Annotated in this window: 16 protein-coding genes; 4 read left to right on the top strand and 12 right to left on the bottom strand. The window is 27.9% G+C overall.

Annotated elements, in window-relative coordinates; genetic code table 11:
- Positions 1-198: 198 nt before the first annotated feature.
- The 3 genes from GFJ41_RS04885 to GFJ41_RS04895 form a co-directional block, all read right to left on the bottom strand.
- Positions 199-771: an NAD(P)H-dependent oxidoreductase gene (locus tag GFJ41_RS04885; RefSeq protein ID WP_035116642.1), complete on the bottom strand. Its 573-nt coding sequence runs from the start codon at positions 769-771 to the stop codon at positions 199-201.
- Positions 772-840: 69 nt separating this feature from the next.
- Positions 841-2,250, bottom strand: a complete 1,410-nt coding sequence (locus GFJ41_RS04890; protein ID WP_035116643.1) for an MATE family efflux transporter — start codon at positions 2,248-2,250, stop codon at positions 841-843.
- Positions 2,251-2,424: 174 nt separating this feature from the next.
- Complete coding sequence (locus GFJ41_RS04895; protein ID WP_035116644.1) at positions 2,425-2,754, bottom strand: hypothetical protein; 330 nt, start codon at positions 2,752-2,754, stop codon at positions 2,425-2,427.
- Positions 2,755-2,907: 153 nt separating this feature from the next.
- Here GFJ41_RS04895 and GFJ41_RS04900 point away from each other — a divergent pair, with 153 nt between their 5' ends.
- Complete coding sequence (locus GFJ41_RS04900; RefSeq protein ID WP_035116645.1) at positions 2,908-3,870, top strand: calcium/sodium antiporter; 963 nt, start codon at positions 2,908-2,910, stop codon at positions 3,868-3,870.
- Between the two features lie 38 nt (positions 3,871-3,908).
- Here the strand turns inward: GFJ41_RS04900 and GFJ41_RS04905 are convergent, their stop codons facing one another.
- Complete coding sequence (locus GFJ41_RS04905) at positions 3,909-4,295, bottom strand: DUF4870 domain-containing protein (RefSeq protein WP_021430767.1); 387 nt, start codon at positions 4,293-4,295, stop codon at positions 3,909-3,911.
- Positions 4,296-4,447: 152 nt separating this feature from the next.
- Here GFJ41_RS04905 and GFJ41_RS04910 point away from each other — a divergent pair, with 152 nt between their 5' ends.
- On the top strand, positions 4,448-4,957 hold the full coding sequence (locus GFJ41_RS04910; RefSeq protein WP_035116646.1) for a thioredoxin family protein: 510 nt from the start codon (positions 4,448-4,450) through the stop codon (positions 4,955-4,957).
- A 48-nt stretch (positions 4,958-5,005) separates the two neighbouring features.
- Here GFJ41_RS04910 and GFJ41_RS04915 read toward each other — a convergent pair whose 3' ends face one another.
- Positions 5,006-6,376 carry an MATE family efflux transporter gene (locus GFJ41_RS04915; RefSeq protein ID WP_035116647.1) on the bottom strand — a complete coding sequence of 457 codons (1,371 nt, stop codon included), beginning with the start codon at positions 6,374-6,376 and terminating at the stop codon, positions 5,006-5,008.
- An 86-nt stretch (positions 6,377-6,462) separates the two neighbouring features.
- Here GFJ41_RS04915 and GFJ41_RS04920 point away from each other — a divergent pair, with 86 nt between their 5' ends.
- The gene (locus GFJ41_RS04920) at positions 6,463-7,296 is read left to right on the top strand and encodes a MerR family transcriptional regulator (RefSeq protein WP_035116648.1); all 834 of its coding nucleotides are present in this window, start codon (positions 6,463-6,465) and stop codon (positions 7,294-7,296) included.
- 30 nt (positions 7,297-7,326) lie between these two features.
- On the opposite strand, the gene GFJ41_RS04925 is transcribed toward GFJ41_RS04920, so the two are convergent.
- The 3 genes from GFJ41_RS04925 to GFJ41_RS04935 all read right to left on the bottom strand — a co-directional run bounded on the left by GFJ41_RS04925 (position 7,327) and on the right by GFJ41_RS04935 (position 11,920).
- Complete coding sequence (locus GFJ41_RS04925; RefSeq protein ID WP_021433191.1) at positions 7,327-7,545, bottom strand: hypothetical protein; 219 nt, start codon at positions 7,543-7,545, stop codon at positions 7,327-7,329.
- Positions 7,546-7,572: 27 nt separating this feature from the next.
- Positions 7,573-10,176 carry an ATP-dependent chaperone ClpB gene (gene clpB, locus GFJ41_RS04930; RefSeq protein ID WP_035116649.1) on the bottom strand — a complete coding sequence of 868 codons (2,604 nt, stop codon included), beginning with the start codon at positions 10,174-10,176 and terminating at the stop codon, positions 7,573-7,575.
- Positions 10,177-10,417: 241 nt separating this feature from the next.
- On the bottom strand, positions 10,418-11,920 hold the full coding sequence (locus tag GFJ41_RS04935) for a sensor histidine kinase (protein ID WP_052169190.1): 1,503 nt from the start codon (positions 11,918-11,920) through the stop codon (positions 10,418-10,420).
- 315 nt (positions 11,921-12,235) lie between these two features.
- Here GFJ41_RS04935 and GFJ41_RS04940 point away from each other — a divergent pair, with 315 nt between their 5' ends.
- The gene (locus GFJ41_RS04940) at positions 12,236-13,900 is read left to right on the top strand and encodes a glutamine--tRNA ligase/YqeY domain fusion protein (protein WP_035116650.1); all 1,665 of its coding nucleotides are present in this window, start codon (positions 12,236-12,238) and stop codon (positions 13,898-13,900) included.
- Between the two features lie 79 nt (positions 13,901-13,979).
- Here the strand turns inward: GFJ41_RS04940 and uvsE are convergent, their stop codons facing one another.
- The 4 genes from uvsE to GFJ41_RS04960 form a co-directional block, all read right to left on the bottom strand.
- Positions 13,980-14,939 carry a UV DNA damage repair endonuclease UvsE gene (uvsE, locus tag GFJ41_RS04945; protein WP_035116651.1) on the bottom strand — a complete coding sequence of 320 codons (960 nt, stop codon included), beginning with the start codon at positions 14,937-14,939 and terminating at the stop codon, positions 13,980-13,982.
- Positions 14,940-15,061: 122 nt separating this feature from the next.
- Positions 15,062-16,612: a nitrite/sulfite reductase gene (locus GFJ41_RS04950; RefSeq protein WP_025162662.1), complete on the bottom strand. Its 1,551-nt coding sequence runs from the start codon at positions 16,610-16,612 to the stop codon at positions 15,062-15,064.
- 201 nt (positions 16,613-16,813) lie between these two features.
- Positions 16,814-18,316 carry a sodium/pantothenate symporter gene (panF, locus tag GFJ41_RS04955; RefSeq protein WP_029878225.1) on the bottom strand — a complete coding sequence of 501 codons (1,503 nt, stop codon included), beginning with the start codon at positions 18,314-18,316 and terminating at the stop codon, positions 16,814-16,816.
- Entirely contained in the window at positions 18,316-18,636 is a 321-nt protein-coding gene (locus GFJ41_RS04960; RefSeq protein WP_170074744.1) for a YhdT family protein, read from the bottom strand. Before GFJ41_RS04960 ends, panF begins: the two co-directional genes overlap by 1 nt.
- Positions 18,637-18,680 lie beyond the last annotated feature (44 nt).

Here is an 18,680-nt window from a genome sequence, read left to right on the forward strand (position 1 = left end):
GTATAAAGCATAAAAAATCACATTAGAAATCCCTATATATTTAAAATAATTTTGCATCAAATTTTTCATAATATTACGTTCCATTTTTTATCACCTCTTTTTAAATATACTTTATATAGGATGTTAATATTCCAAGTTATATCAAAAATTAAACTATATAAGCAAAAGACAACTACTAACAAGTAGTTGTCTTTTTTACTAAGAAAAATAAACTTCTATATTTTTTAAAAACTCATCTTTGTCACACTTATTGTCATTTGCTAAATTATTATTAATCCATTTAATATTTTCAATTCCACAAATGTTTAATGTTGATTTTATTATTGTATTTTCTATAGGGTTTCCTAGTTCATCTTTAATATATTCTGTATCACTTTCAGATGTAGTTATAATCATACCTTTTTTTATGTGATTCAATTTTCCCTTAGGTCTATTGTTTTCTTCTTCAAAGGCAAATTCTTTTATAAATACTTTGTCGAAAAAACCTTTAAGCATTGCCGGCACGTTATTCCACCATATAGGGAATATAAATACTATTTCATCACTTTCTTTTAAAATATTTTGATATTTTTTAACTAATTTATCATCAGACTCACCTTTTGTATACAATTTAACTTCCTCGGATGTCATTACAGGGTTAAATTTATCTTCATATAAATCAATTATACTATAATTTTTACCGCATTTTTCAATGCCTTTAATTACATTATCCATTATGTTTTTGTTGAATGAGTTTTTATCGGGATTAGATATTATTATTGCAGTATTCATTTTTTAGTTCCTTTCTTCTTTAGCTAGTTTTTATATTATTATTTATAAGTTTTTATATTTATATTCGTATTATAAAATTTCTGCTAAATTGTCTTTTGTTCCATACAAATCTCGTTTTCTATAAATAAAATATCCTATAATCCATCTAATACAAACATCTAATCCCATTGCTATCCATACACACTCAATATCTAAATTTGTAAAATATACAATTATAACCGTAAGTGGAACTCTTATTCCCCATATACCTATGCCCGATATAGTCATAGGTAATTTTGTAAATCCAGATCCTCTTAATGCTCCATTTATTACTCCTCCCAAATTTCCAGCTAACTGTATAAGCCCCATAACTATTAAATATTTAGATGCTATATTTATAAGTTGTGTATTATTTGTTAGTACCAACATTAGTTGCTCTGGGAAAAATATCAAAGGTATTGATGTTACAATTGTTATAATTATGGTTGATTTAAAAAGTTCTTTCATATATTTTTTTCCTAATTCTTCATTTTTAGCTCCAACACACTGCCCTACAAAAGCAGTAGCTGCAATTGCAAATGCATTTGATGGCATAAAAGATATAGATTCCGCTTGAAGCCCTAGTTGATATGCTGCAAGTGTAACTTCTCCATAATTTAATATAGCTCTTGTTAAAATAATAGTAGATAATTGCCAAAATGAATTTTCTAATGATATAGGTATTCCTATCCTATATACATTTTTTATTTGCTCTACATCTGGCTTAAGGCCTTTTATAAATAATTTTATATCAAACTTAATCTTCTCTACTTTTTCTCCAAAATATACATATCCATTTTTTCTGTTGAACATTAAATATGTCCCATAAAAACACGCTAGGAAATAACCACTAAAAGTCCCTATAGCGGCACCTTGAACCCCTAAACTTGGCATATTAAAGTTTCCAAATATAAATAAATATCCTATAAATATACTAGTAATATTCATAGACATAGCTATTTGCATAGATATTCTTGCTTTATTCATTGATTGCAAACTAGATGTGCATATAAGCATTATACTCATAAAATATAATGACCATGATGATGTTTTAAGACACTTAGATGCTATATGCATAAGATCACTGCTTGGATTGAATATAGATAATACAAACTCCGTATTAAAAAATATGAATTGTTGAATTATAATAATTAAAATGCTAAGACCTATAATTGTTTGTTTTATTATATATTTTATTTCTTTTGTGTTTTTTGATCCATATGCTTGTGCTACAAACACTGCACTTCCCATTGTTATTCCTCTTAAAATTGCCCATGTTATATTTATTATTCTATTACTTAAACTAAAGGCACTTATAGATACCGAATCTAATCTCCCCATCATTCCTGTTAAGCAAAAACCAGCTGTCATTTGCAAAATACTTTCTAAAACAATCGGTAAAACCATTATTTGTATAGCTTTTCTGATTTCCCTTTGACTAAGTTTGTTGCATTCCTCCATAACATCCCCCTAATACTAAATTCAAATTATAATAAATATTATATCAATATTTTTTGTTTATGTACTCGTAGCATTAAATTTATATTTAAAATTTAATTATTACAAAAAATAGATATACCAAAATAACTTAATACATAATATTTACGTAAAAATTATTTTGGTATATCTTTAAACTCAACTATGGTTATTTTCTTTAAGACCTCTTCTATATCTTCTGTAATTCATCATGTCTATAGCAACAAAACTAGTTCCTACTCCTATCATTATTGCTCCTGGTATATGACCTGTTATAATTCCTACTAAAACTCCTATTAGTGCTCCTGTTGTTATATATATAGCAATTTTAGCAAATTTATTAAACTTTAAAGGTATATAGACTGCCATTCTAGTATATAAGAAAGCTCCTACTATTAAACCTACCACTGATAATATTATGGTTTCTTGCATATTTCCTAAAGTCAGTCCTAGCCCTAATCCTATTAGAATACATCCAAGGGTTACCATCGCAATTCTCCTTTTTATCTTTTTTTATATTATATTCTTGTACATTCCAAAAGTTGCTAAGTTTCAATATATAATTTGTTCAAGTATTTTATATTCATATTTGGTATGATATACTATTTCTTATGATAATTTAGTTTCAAAAGGAGGTTTTTTATGTCATTTTTAATTTTAATAATAGGATTTGCACTTCTTATAAAAGGAGCTGATGTTTTTGTAGAAGGTGCATCTTCTGTAGCTAAGAGGTTTAATGTTCCTCCTATGCTTATAGGTCTTACTATCGTTGCTATGGGTACAAGTGCTCCTGAGGCTGCCGTAAGTATATCATCTTCTCTTGCAGGTCAAAACGATATGAGTATAGCTAATGTTGTTGGATCTAACTTTTTTAATATACTTATTGTTTTAGGTGTATCTGCTATAATTGCAAAATTACCTGTTGAAAAAAATACAATAAAAAAAGACACACCTTTTTTAGTATTTATAAGTGCATTGCTTATTATTTTAGGTCTTAATTTTAAGATAAGTAGATTTGATGGTTTAGTTTTATTGTTATTATTTGTATTTTTCTTAGTAAATATGATTAAATCAAATCTAGGTCAAAAAAACTCAGATGTATCGGCTGGTGAAAGTGCTATAGCTATAGAAGCTGTAGAGGTGACTGAATCTGAAGTTTCATCTTTGCCTAAAACTATAGTAATTTGTTTAATTGGTATTGTTGGTATCGTATGGGGTGGTGATTTAGTCGTAGATTCAGCAACTAAAATAGCAACTGCATTTGGTATGAGTGCGAACTTAGTTGGTCTTACTATTGTTGCTATGGGTACATCATTACCAGAATTTGTAACATCTGTTATAGCTGTTAGAAAAGGGGAAACAGAAATTGCAATAGGTAACGTAATAGGGTCTAATATATTTAATATATTATTAGTCTTAGGTCTGGCTGCTGTAATTCACCCTATGGCTATTAGTATGTTTGCTTTAATTGATACTATATTTATGACTTTAATAACAGTTTTACTTTACATATTTATGAAGAAAAACAATTGTTTGAATAAGACACATGGTTTTATATTTATTGCGATATATATAGCTTATATGGCTTATACTATAATCCGTTAAAGAAATAAAAAAGAATGCAAGTTAGCTTGCATTCTTTTTTATTTCTTTAAATTTTCAACACTTTTTGTTTTTAACTTTTCTATTATTTTAAAACTTAAAGGATATTTAAATTCTTTATGTCTGTAGTATTGTATAATTGCTATTATAAATGTAATTAAGTAGATAATAGACATTGCAGGTATTAAATAAGCCGCTTGTTTTACTATGCATACTAATAATAAAATTGCAAATTCATATATTACAAATGATATATAAAAATCAATAAGTTTTAATCCATTCTTCTTCACAAATTCAGATTCTTTCCCATATATTTTCCATGCAGCGTATGCTATTATAACCCCAATTATATTAAGCATCATAACAGCTGCTGTCATTACCATCATAGTAATGCTTTCATTTTTTGTAGATCTTTGATTTTCTGTCATAATACATTTCCTTTCATTAATAATTTCTATATTATATTTTGAACCATTTATCAAAAATCGTCAACTTTTTATTAAAATTCTATATTCATTTACTATGTTAAATTATTTAGATATAATACTTATAAGTAAAGTTTACATATTGGAGGTGTATTATGGCAATAGAAATGAACCTAAAAGAATTATATGAAGTTGGAGAAAGCTTTGAAAGCTGTGTTGGAAAAGGATCAAAATCTGAAAGATCTAGAATTCCAAAAAACACATCAAGAATCAACTTAAACGAAGATACTATAAATAAAATAGCTAGCTATCCAAACAAAGTTAATATACTTGTTTCAGGGGAAATATGGTGTCCAGATTTTCAGCTTAATGTATCAGTTTTAAAAAAGTTTGTTGATATTAATGATAATTTTGATATATCTGTTATAACTATGGCTAGAGGTAAAAAATTTATGAGTGAAGCCTTAAATATAGAAAAAGAAAACTTTAAAGGTCCAACAATTGCATTTTTGGATGAAAATTTTAATGTTATAGGAGTATTTGAGGAACGACCTCAAGAGGTAAAAAAGGTTAATGACTTTGAAGAAATAAAAATTGATTATTATAAAGGTAAGTATTTATTAGATACTGTTAATGACTACTTAAATATATTAAATATAAAATAAAAAAACGACTAGATAGAAACCTCTATCTAGTCGTTTTTTATTTTATATTTAAACAGCATTTTTTGCATTTTCATAAATCTCAACATCTTCATATTTTTCATTTTCTTGAATTTTTGATTTATTCTTTTGAAGTATTTTTCTTGCAATTACAAGTACTATTGCTTCAGATACAAGCGTAGTAAACCATATACCTGCACCTCCAAATATAGACGTCATCAATATTAAGCTTAAAGTTATTACTACTAATCCTCTTCCTAAGGATATTACACTTGCATGTATCGCTTTTCCTGTTGAAACACAAAATCCGGATATTATTACATTATATCCCATAATCAAATATGCTACTGAAGATATTCTTAAAGTTTTTACAGTATAATTAAATAGTGTTATATCTGATTTATCGATAAATATAGATACTATTTGATTTGCAAATATTAAAACTAATAAAAATGCTATTACCGAAGCTTTTGTTATATAGCTTAAACTCATTTTTAAAAGACTCAGCACTGATTTATTATCTTCCATACCATAATAGTAACTACATATTGGTTGTAATCCTTGAGATATCCCTAGCATAGTTGTAAGAACTAAAGTTGTTATATAACAAATTACACTATAACTAACTAAAGCATTTTCACCTATTAACATTAATATACTTTGATTAAATAGTAATATAACTACAGCTAAACTTGCCTCTGTCATAGAATCTGGAATACCTATTAAAACAATTCTTTTTATAAATCTAAAATCAAATTTAAATTTACAAAATCTTAGTTTTCCTCTTCTTCTTAAAAAATGAGCTAAGAAAAATGTCACTGAAAATACTCTAGCAATTCCAGTTGCCAAAGCTGCACCTTCAACTCCCCATCCCCATTTAAGTACAAATATATAATCTAAAACTATATTAGTTATTGCTGAAATTATAACCCCTATTGTAGATAGATGAGGATATCCATCACACTTTATAAGTAACTCAAGTCCATAAGAAACTAAGTAAAAAGTAACAAATAATATAATATTCCCTAAATATCCTTTAACTAAAGGTAATGTACTTTCTGTCGCTCCTAAAAATATAGATATTTTTTCTAAGTTAGCTAAACTAAATACAATAATAAATATAGATATAATAGCTAGTACTACAGTATTAAGTGTAAAGTATTCACTTGCTTTTTTATCATCACCTTTACCAAGGGTCATTGATACAACAGTTGATGCTCCAGTTGATAATAAAACTGACACAGCAAACAAAGTATTTATAAATGGTGTTGATATATTAACAGCTGCCAAGGCTTCACTTCCAACCCCTTTGCTGACAAAAGCTCCATCTACCATAGAATATAGTGAAAATACCCACATAGATGCTACTGATGGTATTACATATTGTTTAAATTGAGTTTTTAAATCTTTTACGTTTTTCATAATTATTACCTCCCTCCACCTAATTGAATATAAACTATGGTATAATACTCAAGTCAACAATTTTATTTCAAAATGGGGTGATTTTTTTGAAAAGAAAATATTATAAAACTGGAGAATTATCAAAAATCTATAATTTAGGTAGAGATTCGCTTAAATATTATGAAAAGTTAGGTCTATTAAATCCAGGTAGGGATACAAATTCTTACAGAATGTACACTATAAAAGATATATGCAATTTAAATTTAATAAAAGAACTTAGAAGCCTTGATTTTTCTATGCAAAGAATAAAAGAGTACTTAGAAAATAGAAATGTTAAAACTACTAAAAAAATGTTACAAGAAGAGATAAAACTTATAGATCAAAAGCTAGACGAGCTGACTATACATAAAGAAAGCTTAAATAAAAGGCTAAGCTCTATTGATAATACACTAGATCATACAAATTTTAATAGAATTGAACTTTTATACATGAATAAAAGAAAAGCTCTTACAGTTAATTCAAATGTTAGCTTTGATGAAAATGTAGATTACTTAATTCAAAGGTTAAATGAAAAATTTGATGATAAATTCTACGTATTAGGGAATAGCAATTTTGGCGCAGTATTTGATACAAAAAGTGTTTCAAATGGAATTTTTAATAATTATAAATCTATATTTTGCTTACTTGATGATAACGCTACCAACTTCAATTTTACAATAGAAGAAGGTTATTATGTAACTTATACATATAAAGGCGATTATAAAAAAACAGCAAAAATAATCCCTATGTTGTTTAAATTTATAGAATTTAATAACTATACAGTTCTTGGAGATCCTATAGAAATTTATAAAATAGATATTTATGAAACATCTTTAGAAGATGAGTACGTTACTCAAGTTCAAATTCCAGTTCAATTAGTAAGTGATTTATATGAATTCTAAAAAAGGGTATATTATCTATACCCTTTTTTGTTATGGAATTAAAGTATCAATTCCATTTATATATTCTTCATCTTCTATTGAGGAAATAGAGCTTAAGTTTATATTAACTCCATCTTTAAGCTTTACTAATTTACAAGGAAGTAGTCTATTGCTATCAAGTTTATCACTTAAAAACTTTTCTATAAATTCAGTAGTGTTTGAATAATCAGCTTCATATTCACTTCCATCTTTCATCATGATTTTTATCATAAGTTGCCTCCATAACCAATTTGAAACTTACGCTCTTTCTTGTACTGTTATTTCTACATTGTCATCATTTCCATCTATAAGTATATGACATCCATTATAAACTTTACCAGCTATCATCATTTTAGCTATTTTTGTTTCTAATACATTTCCAATATATCTCTTAAGTGGTCTAGCTCCATAAATAGGATCATAACCTTCTTTTATCAATACATCTTTAGCTCTATCAGTTATACTTAAAGTTATATGCTTATCAACTAATCGTCTTCTTAAATCATCTAAGAATATGTCTATAATTCTTCTAATGCCTTCTTTATCAAGAGGTTTAAACATTATGATATCATCAACTCTATTTAAAAACTCAGGTTTAAATCTTCTCTTCATTTCATTCATTACCATTTCTTTAGTAGACTCTTTTATTTCACCTGAATCTTCTAATAAATATGAACTACCTATATTTGAAGTCATTATTATTATTGTATTTTTAAAATCAACTGTTTTACCTTTATTGTCAGTAAGTCTTCCATCATCTAATATTTGAAGGAATAAGTTAAATACATCTTCATGCGCTTTCTCTATTTCATCAAATAGTAATACTGAATATGGATTTCTTCTTACAGCTTCTGTTAATTGTCCTCCTTCTTCGTATCCTACATATCCTGGAGGCGGTCCTATAAGTCTTGATACTGCATGTTTTTCCATATATTCTGACATATCAATTCTAATTATATTTTCTTCACTATCAAATAAATTTCTAGCTAAAGTTTTTGCAAGTTCTGTTTTACCAACACCTGTAGGTCCTAAGAATATAAATGATCCTATTGGTTTATTTTCATCTTTAAGTCCTGCTCTGTGACGAATAACAGCATTACTTACAGCCGTTACAGCTTCATCTTGTCCTATAACACGAGTTTTTAACTCTTCTTCTAATCTTAGTAATTTTTCTTTTTCGCTTTCAACTAACTTAGTTATAGGTATATTTGTCCATTTAGAGATTACTTCTGCAATTTCTTCTTCTGTAACCTCTTCTTTTAATAAAGATGTTTGATTGTCATCTTCCATTTTTTCTTCTGCTTCTTTAATTTCGTTTTCAAGTTTTGGAATTATACCATATTTAAGCTCTGCAGCTTTATTTAAATCATATTCTCTCTCATATCTTTCTACATCTCCTCTAGCCTCATCAAGTTTAGCCTTAAGGTTTCTAACATTCATTATATGTGACTTTTCTTTTTCATATATAGCTGTTAAATCATCATTTTTAGACTTAAGTTCAGCTAATTCATCTTGAAGTTTTTCAAGTCTTCTTTTACTTGCTTCATCCTCTTCTTTAAGAAGTGCTTCTCTTTCAGTCTCTAATGTAAATATTTTTCTTCTAACTATATCTAACTCAGTTGGTAGTGAGTCAATTTCACTACGAATCATAGCACTTGCTTCGTCTATTAAGTCTATGGCTTTATCTGGTAAATATCTATCTTGTATATATCTATCTGATAATTTTGCTGCTGCAACTATTGCAGAGTCATGGATTCTAATACCATGGTGAATTTCAAATTTTTCTTTTAATCCACGAAGTATAGAAATTGTATCACCTACACTAGGTTCATCCGCTATAACTGGTTGGAATCTTCTCTCTAATGCTTTATCTTTTTCTATATACTGTCTATATTCATCAAAAGTAGTAGCACCTATACAATTTAGTTCTCCACGAGCTAACATTGGTTTTATTAAGTTTCCTGCATCCATAGCCCCGTCTGTTTTTCCTGCTCCTACTATTGTGTGTATCTCATCTATAAATAAAATTATTTTTCCTTCAGCGCCTTGAACTTCTTTAAGCACTGCTTTTAATCTTTCTTCAAATTCACCTCTATATTTAGCACCTGCTATTAATGATCCCATATCAAGCGCAAATATAATTTTATCTTTAAGGCCTTCAGGTACATCTCCTCTGACTATTCTTTCTGCTAAGCCTTCTACTATAGCAGTTTTACCTACACCTGGCTCACCTATTAAAACAGGATTGTTTTTTGTTCTTCTTGAAAGTATTCTTATAACTCTTCTTATCTCTTCATCACGACCTATAACTGGGTCTAATTTATTTTTTTTAGCTAAATTTATTAAGTTTGTACCATATCTAGCTAATGCGTCATATGTACCCTCTGGATCTTGGGTTTCTACTCTTTGATTTCCTCTAACTTTTGATAATACTTCTAAAAAGCTGTTTTTATTTATATTGTATTGTTTAAATATTTTACCTATATTTGAACGTGATTCTAATTCAATTATAGCTAAAAATAAATGTTCAACACTTATATACAAATCATTGAATTCTTTTGAAATTTCTTCTGATTTTATTAATACTTCATTTAACTTTCTTGTAGCTACTACACCTTGTGAACTAGCTGCCTCACCTTGAATTTGAGGTAGTTTTAAAAGTTCAGTTTTTACACTTGCTTTTAGGCCTTCTACAGATATACCCATTTTTTCTATTATTCTAGGTATTAATCCATCTTCTTGGTCTATTAATGAATAAAGTAAATGTATTGTATCTACTTGTTGGTTATGATTTTTAACAGCTTCACTAAAAGCATCATTTAAGCTTTTTTGGACTCTTTGTGTCATTTTATCTGCTTCCATAAAAAACTCCTCCAAACTTTTAAATTTAATTTACTATAACTTATACCACTATAAACTTATAGTAAACATTTACCATTAATTTAAATATATTCTTATTTTTCTTTAATTTTTTAAAATTTAGACATATTGTCTTAAACTTATGTTTTATTATTAGCTTTAATTTATTCGATAATTCACATTAAGATTATTAAAGCTATTATTAAATAAAAAAAGTGGATAAATCTTAAAAGATTATCCACTTTTATGCATATATATCAGAAAACTCAACTTCAATTTTTTGCACGAAATTTGCCTTTAAATTGCAATCATCGATTAGTTCTAATTTATGACTGTATAAATTACAAGGCATATCTATTATAAACTCACTACCTTGTCCAAGCTCACTTTCAACATCTATATTTCCACCATGCAACTCAACCAAAGACTTAACTAAAGACAGACCTATCCCACTTCCAACTTTAGTATCTATACTTTCATGCTTAACTTGTTTAAATCTATCAAATACTTTATATAAGTCTTTTTTAGGTATTCCAATTCCTTCATCTTTAACTCTTAATTGAATCTTATCTTTTAAGTCTTTTATAGTTACTTGTATTGCTTTACCTTTTCTATTAAACTTAAATGCATTTGATAGTAAATTTAATACTATCCGTTCCATTTTATCTAAATCAAACCCGATAACTTTTTCTTCCACATCTGTATCAAATATTATATCCATTTCATTTTGATTTGCAAAATCACTTACAGAATCACAAATACTCTCAACAAAATTAACTATGTCATAATTTTTAGGGTTAAATTCTACATCTTCATAAGTTAACTTAGTTGAGTCAATCAAATTGTCTACTAGTTTCAATAGTCTATATCCATTTTGTTTTATTATATTTAAATACTTATCGTCTCTATCATTTGTTTTGTTATTTATTATATCGTATCGGTAATTTAACATTTGAACTGAACTAAATATTAAGTTTAATGGTGTTCTTAATTCATGTGCTGTATTGGCTAATGCTTCTGAACGTGCTCTTTCTAATGCTTCTTCATGTTCTTTTCTCTCCGTTATATCCCTTGCTATCCCTATGATTCCAATTACCTCTCCACCATCTGATATTATAGGTGTTTTTATGATTTCTAAATAAATTTTCTTCCCATTTTTCAATATAACGTTTTCATAGTACATTTTAGTAGATCTAGTGTCTACGACCTCTAAATCATTATCTCTATAACTTTCAAAATTTTGACTGATCACAGGTAAATCTTTATAACTTTTACCTATTATATCATTTCTATCTAATTCTACTAGCTCCGTTGCATAGCTTTTATTACAACCTACTATATTCCCATCTATGTCTTTATAAAATATATAATCCGGTATCGTGTCTATTAGTAATTGTACGGTTCTTAAATGCTGTATCTCTTTATTTTCTACAAGCCATAATACATATTTATCATCTTTTACATATGATATTTCAACTTTATACCATCCATCTAAATAAGAAATATATGAATCTTCATCTATTTTACCTTCTTTTAAATTTTTATCTAAAACAGAAGGTATAATATCATTTATACTTTTTTCTTTGATATTTTCTTCATCTAGATCCACAAGTTTACAAAGTTTATCATTAAAGTCTTCTATTATAAAGTCTGTAAAAATTCCTTCTTCATTTTTTATAGCTTGTCCATATATACATGGCAATGGACACAATTTTAAAATTTCACTACAAAGTTTAAAGTTTAGCATTCCCCCACCCCTAACAAAATTACTCTATATAAATTATAACAAACTTGTTTCTATATTTCATTATTAAATTGTTAATATTGTTTATATTTTGTTAATAAGTCTGTGGATTATTTTAAAAATGACTTTTTTTATAATTGCAATTTAATATTTATTTTAATTTTTGCATATAAAAACATTTTCCTGTAATATTTTTCACTATAATTGTAAGAAATTAACTACTAATCCTTTATTTTTTTCTCAATTTGAATTAAAATTATTAATAATAGTAATTATATAATAATAATAATACAAATTTAATAGATAAGAGGTACGAATATGTCAAATGAAAATAAGTCATCAAACTTTATAAGAAACATAATAGTTAATGATTTAGAATCTAAAAAACATGATACTATCATAACTCGTTTCCCACCTGAGCCAAATGGATATTTACATATTGGTCATGCTAAATCTATATGTTTAAACTTTGGTTTAGCTAAGGAGTTTAATGGAAATGTAAATTTAAGATTCGATGATACAAATCCAGTAAAAGAAGATGTAGAGTATGTAAACTCTATAAAAGAAGATGTTCAGTGGTTAGGCTTTGATTGGACTAACTTATACTTTGCTTCAAATTATTTTGATCAAATGTATGAAAGAGCTGTTCTTCTTATAAAAAAAGGTAAAGCTTATGTATGCGACTTAAACGCAGAGCAAATGAGAGAGTATAGAGGTTCTTTAACAGAACCAGGAAAAGAAAGTCCTTATAGAAATAGATCTATAGAGGAAAATCTTGAATTATTTGAAAAAATGAAAAACGGAGAATTTGGAGATGGAGAAAAAGTTTTAAGAGCTAAAATAGATATGTCTTCTCCTAACATCAATTTAAGAGACCCTGCTATATACAGAATATCTCATTCTCATCACCACAATACTGGTGATAAATGGTGTATATATCCAATGTATGCTTTCGCTCATCCATTAGAAGATGCTATAGAGGGTATAACTCATTCTCTATGTTCGTTAGAATTTGAAGATCAAAGACCACTTTATGATTGGGTTGTAGCTGAGTGTGAAATGTCAGAAGTTCCTCGCCAAATAGAATTTGCTAGACTTAATCTTACAAATACTGTTATGAGTAAAAGAAAACTTAAACAACTAGTTGATGAAGGTGTAACTGATGGTTGGGATGATCCTCGTATGCCTACTATAGCTGGCCTTAGAAGAAGAGGTTACACTCCAGAAGCTATTAGAAACTTCTGTAATGAAATAGGTGTGGCTAAAGCAGATTCTACAGTAGATAGCCAAATGTTAGACTATTTTGTAAGAGAAGACTTACAGCCTAAAGCGCCTCTTGCTATGGGTGTTTTAAAGCCTTTAAAACTAGTTATAACTAACTATCCAGAAGGTCAAGTTGAAATGCTTGAAATAGAAAACAATGCTAAAGATGAAACTAAAGGTAAGAGATTAGTTCCATTCTCTAGAGAAATATATATAGAACAAGAAGACTTTATGATTGAACCAGTTAAAAAATACTTTAGATTATTCCCTGGTAATGAAGTTAGATTAAAGGGAGCTTACTTTGTTAAGTGTAATGACTTCATAACTGATGAAAATGGAAATGTAACTGAAATCCACTGTACATATGATCCAGAAACTAAGAGTGGTTCTGGATTTACTGGTCGTAAAGTTAAAGCTACTATACACTGGGTAGATGCAAACAGTGCTGTTCCTTGTGAGTTTAGATTATTTGAGCCATTAATCTTAGATGATGCTCCTGAAAATGAAGGTAAGCACTTCTTAGAGCAAATAAACCCTAATTCTCTTGAGATAGTTCAAGGTTTTGCTGAAAAAACTGCTATAGAAAATGCTAAGCCTCAAGATAAGTTCCAATTTGTAAGACATGGATTCTTCAATGTAGATTCTAAATATACTACTGATGAAAAGCTAGTATTTAATAGAGTAGTTCCATTAAAGAGTTCATTTAAACCGAATAAATAATATAACTAAAAAGCTGAGTGAAATACTTTTTATTAAGTATTTCACTCAGCTCTTTTTATGATAATATATGTATAGTAATTTATATTTCTATAGTTGTTTCATCTATAAATTTAATATTTTCATCTAAACCCCTTATATCATTTACTAGCTTTTTTAATGCTAAATCTTTCTTTTTAGCTTCTATCATCACATCGAAATCTCTGTCTACTTCATCTTTAGCTAGGTATATAAAATTCAAAAAATCTTTTGCATTTATGAAATCTGCATGTTTTCTATCTTTTTCAAATTCTCTCGGACTTGAAAAATGTATTTTAGGTGGTAAAAGTTCATTATTCCAAGTATTAAAAATATCTTTTAATATATACTTAATTTCCTCTCCGTTATTTTTACAAATATGATGGTGGATATCAAGAACCATAGGTAATTTTGTTTCTTTACATATATTTAAAACATCTTGTGCTGTAAATATTTTATCGTCATTTTCTAATATTAATCTACTTACAACTTCATTTGGAAAATATTTTAGGTTATTTATAAACCTTTCTATGCTTTCTTCTTTTCCGCCTTGAGAACTCCCGATATGTATAACCATTTTTCCTTGTTTATAATTTATATCTTCAAATATCTGACTTTGAAATTTCAAACTTTTGATAGTATTTTCCACAACATTTTCTTTTATGCTATTGATTACATTAAACTGATCTGGATGAGAATCTATTCTCAGATTATTTTTTCTGATTATATTCCCTATATATTCAAAATCTTTTTTAAAATATTTCCTATAATCAAATGTTACGTCTGGATGAGTTCCAAGTGGTATCAAATTTGAAGTTATCCTATAAAAATGTATTTGATTTTCTATATTATAATTTAATATTTTTTCTAAGTCATATATATTTGATCTAGTTACTTCCTTTAGCTTATTTAGCTTGTCTGCCTCTGTATTGATCTTAGAGTATCTAGAGTATGTTACAGTGCTTGAAGAGGTCACTTTGGGCAAATTCAAAGCTATAGCTACATATCCAAGTCTAACTTTCATATAATTGCTCCTTTAATCTGTATAATATAAAATTAGTTTTTTCTTTATATTATATAATATTCTACAAATTAATAAAAATATTAAATAAAAAAGTGAACTCTAATATTAGAGTTCACTTTTTATTATAATAAGTATTTATTTACTATAGTATTTAATTCGTCTTCATTTTTTTCTATAAATTCATAAAATTCTAAGTTAGATTTAGCTATAGCTTCTGATATATCGAATAATAAGTTTGGAACTTCTCTTCTTAATACATCTCCGTATATTTTTCCTAATCTAGTTTCCTCAAAAGTAGCACATCCACCTATATGAAGTTCATAAGCATCTTCTGTCTTATCTCCAACTCTTTTCTTTTTACCAGCAAAACCAATAGGTGCAACTTGGTGAGTTGAACAAGAGTTAGGACATCCTGATATATGAATTCTTGGTAAAGTGTCACTATTATAATTTTTTTCTTCTAAAGTTTTGATTATTTCCTCTAAAGTTTCTTGACTTTCAGCTATACCCATTTGGCAAATAGGAACACCTATACAAGCTGTACTTTGTTGTATTTTATATTTACCTGTTATATCCTTAGTTAAATCTAAAACTTTTTTAGCTTCTTCTCCATTTAGATTTCTTATATAAAGACCTTCACTCATAGCTAATCTTATTTCAATATCATCCATATCATTTACAGTCTCTATTATTTTGTCTAAGTCAGAAACTTTTAATTGACCATTTACAGGGTGTACATAAACAGCGTATAGTCCATCTTGTCTTTGAGAAACTAAACGATCATCTTTGACATCTATAGAAAGTCCTTTTTTATCATATACTTTTTGAGTTACATTTAAATCTAAATTACATTTTTCTTTTGCTTCTTTTAAATGTTTTTTATAGCATTCTAATAAAGCATCTTTACCCATTTCCATAAGCATGTATCTTGTACGAGCTTTGTTTTTGTTTTCATAATTACCTTTTTCTATAAATAAATTAGTCATAGCCTCTACATGATATAATACATCCTTTGGCTCTACTAACTCATCGTATTCACAACCTTTGATAGGATTTTTACCCATTCCTCCAGCTATGTATACTTTGAAGTATTCTTTTCCATCTTTTTTAACTGCCATAAATCCTAAATCATTTATTGTAGCTTTTGATTCATCTTTAGGTGAACTTGAAAAAGATACTTTTAATTTTCTAGGTAGTTTATAAGTAGTTATTTTACTCATAAAGTGCTCATTAACTTTTGTTGCATAAGGTGTTACATCAAAGATATCTTCTGGATCTACTCCTGATAAAGGTGATATAGCAACGTTTCTTGGGAAGTTACCTCCACCACCTCTTGTATACATATCTTTATGTATACCTTCTTCCATGATATCACAAACTTCGTCTATTGTTAGTCCATGAAGTTGTATTGCTTGACGAGTTGTAAGATGTAATTGTTCTAAATTATATTTATGAGCAAAATATTGCACTAATTTTAATTGTTCAAGATTTAATATACCTGAAGCCACTCTAAGTCTTATCATAAAGTGTTCTCCATCACGGTGCGCATAAACACCCATTCCACCAGATGCATGTTTAAAGTCCATTTTTGACATTTCTTTATTTAAGAAATTGTGTCCCTTTGCTCTGAATTCTGGTATTTCATCTAATAATATTTGTTTATAACTTTCCATATTTGACTCCTTTATAATGACTTTTTATCGCCTTTTATTTAACATATTTATTTTACGACATTTTTCCTTAAATTAGAAATTGATTCTTCCTATTATAATCATTAATATTTTCAATGGTTTATAAATTTATACACCAATCAAAAAAATAAAATTTTCTTTAAATTCAAAAAAGAGACACCTAATAAGATGTCTCTTTTAAATTTATTTTTTATAAACTCCCCAAAAGATTTTTATTGTCTCATTGGTTGGTGGTTTTGTGAAACTAGATACAATAATAAATGATACTAATGAAATTATAAGAGGTAAAACTATAGTGTGCATACCTAATGGCCTTACCCATATATAGCTAAACAAAATATAACTTCCTATACCTGTTATTATAGATGCTAATGCTCCACTTGCATTTGCCTTTTTCCAATATAACCCCAGTATAATAGGCCATAAAAATGTAGCTATTATTCCTGCATTTGCATATAAATTTAGCCATACTATCAAATCTGGAGGATTTATTGCTACTATGTAAATTATTATACCTAATGTAGATGTTACTAATAAACTTATAGTTCCAGTTTTTTTAGCATCTTTTTTTATTTTAGGGTTTATGTAATTAGTATATATATCATTAACTATAGCTCCTGATGCTACTAATAATTGTGAATCAACAGTAGACATTATAGATGCTAATGGACCTGCTAGTAAAATTCCCGCAATTACTGGCGGAAATAATTGAGTTGTTATAGTAGGAATGACTAAATCTCCAGACTCAATACCCACTACAAGAGTACTTGAAAATGCACCAACTAAATGCATACCTAATAATAAAATCATAGATACAATTGTTCCATACTTGATTCCATCATGTAAACTCTTTGTATCTTTATAACTCATAGCTCTTTGAGATACTGAAGGAATTCCTACTACTGCAAAACCAACAAGTATCCAAAATGATGTTACCCATGCTATACTCATATTCCCAGGAGTGACTCCAAATGGAGTTATAAGTCCTTCATTTACACTTTGCATATTACTTACTATATTAGATATTCCCCCTCCTGCTATAACAGTTCCTACAAATATAGCTATAGTGGCTACTGTCATTATAACACCTTGAATTGTATCAGAGATAGTTACCGCTCTAAACCCTCCTACTACAGTATGTACTATAACCGTTAGTCCAAAAGCTGTAAGTGCAACTTTGTAATCTAATCCAACTGCACCTTGCAAAAGTCTAGCTGCTCCAACCCACTGAGCTGCCATTGCCGCTATAAAAAATACTACTATAGATAAAGATGTAAGTATTACTACCGCATCAGATTTATATCTTGCTCTTAAAAAATCAGTGATTGTCACTGCATTTATTTTCCTAGCTATTATAGCAAACTTTTTTCCAAGTACTGCTAATGTAAAATATCCAGTTGGCATTTGAGCCATAGATAAAAATACCCATCCTAATCCTTGGGTATACGCTGTTCCTGGTCCTCCTATAAAGCTTCCAGCACTCAAATATGTTGTAACTAGTGTCATAGCTAGAACAAAACCTCCTAAGTCCCGTCCTCCTGTCATGTATTCATCCATGAATCCTTTTTCGCCATTGTGTTTATTTTTAGCTCTATTTACAAATTTCATAGAATAAAACCCTACTATAAATATAACTATAAAATATATAAGAATAGGCAATAGTACTTGAAAATTTATGTGTTTCATTACTTATATTCCTTTCTATACTCTTCTATATCTTCTTCGCTTAATGCATCTAAAGGCATGTTTTTAAAAAATTTATTTATCATAATTACAGTTAAAGCTGAAAATAATATTCCTCCAGCTATACAACTCACAAAGAACCAAGTTGGAAACCCAAATATATATGTATATTCCTTAACCGGCTTAGACCCTAATCCATATCCAAATCCAAACCACCATACTAAGTTTACAACACCTAATGCTAGACCCATTAAAGCTTCTTTATTACATTGTTTATATCTAGGGTCTTCTTCAAAATCAAATTTTTCATTGTTTTCATTCATTTAAAAATAATCTCCTTGTTATTGTTATTTAATTAATATATCCC

This window comes from Paraclostridium dentum, assembly GCF_012922555.1.
Classification (GTDB): Bacteria; Bacillota; Clostridia; order Peptostreptococcales; family Peptostreptococcaceae; genus Paraclostridium; species Paraclostridium dentum.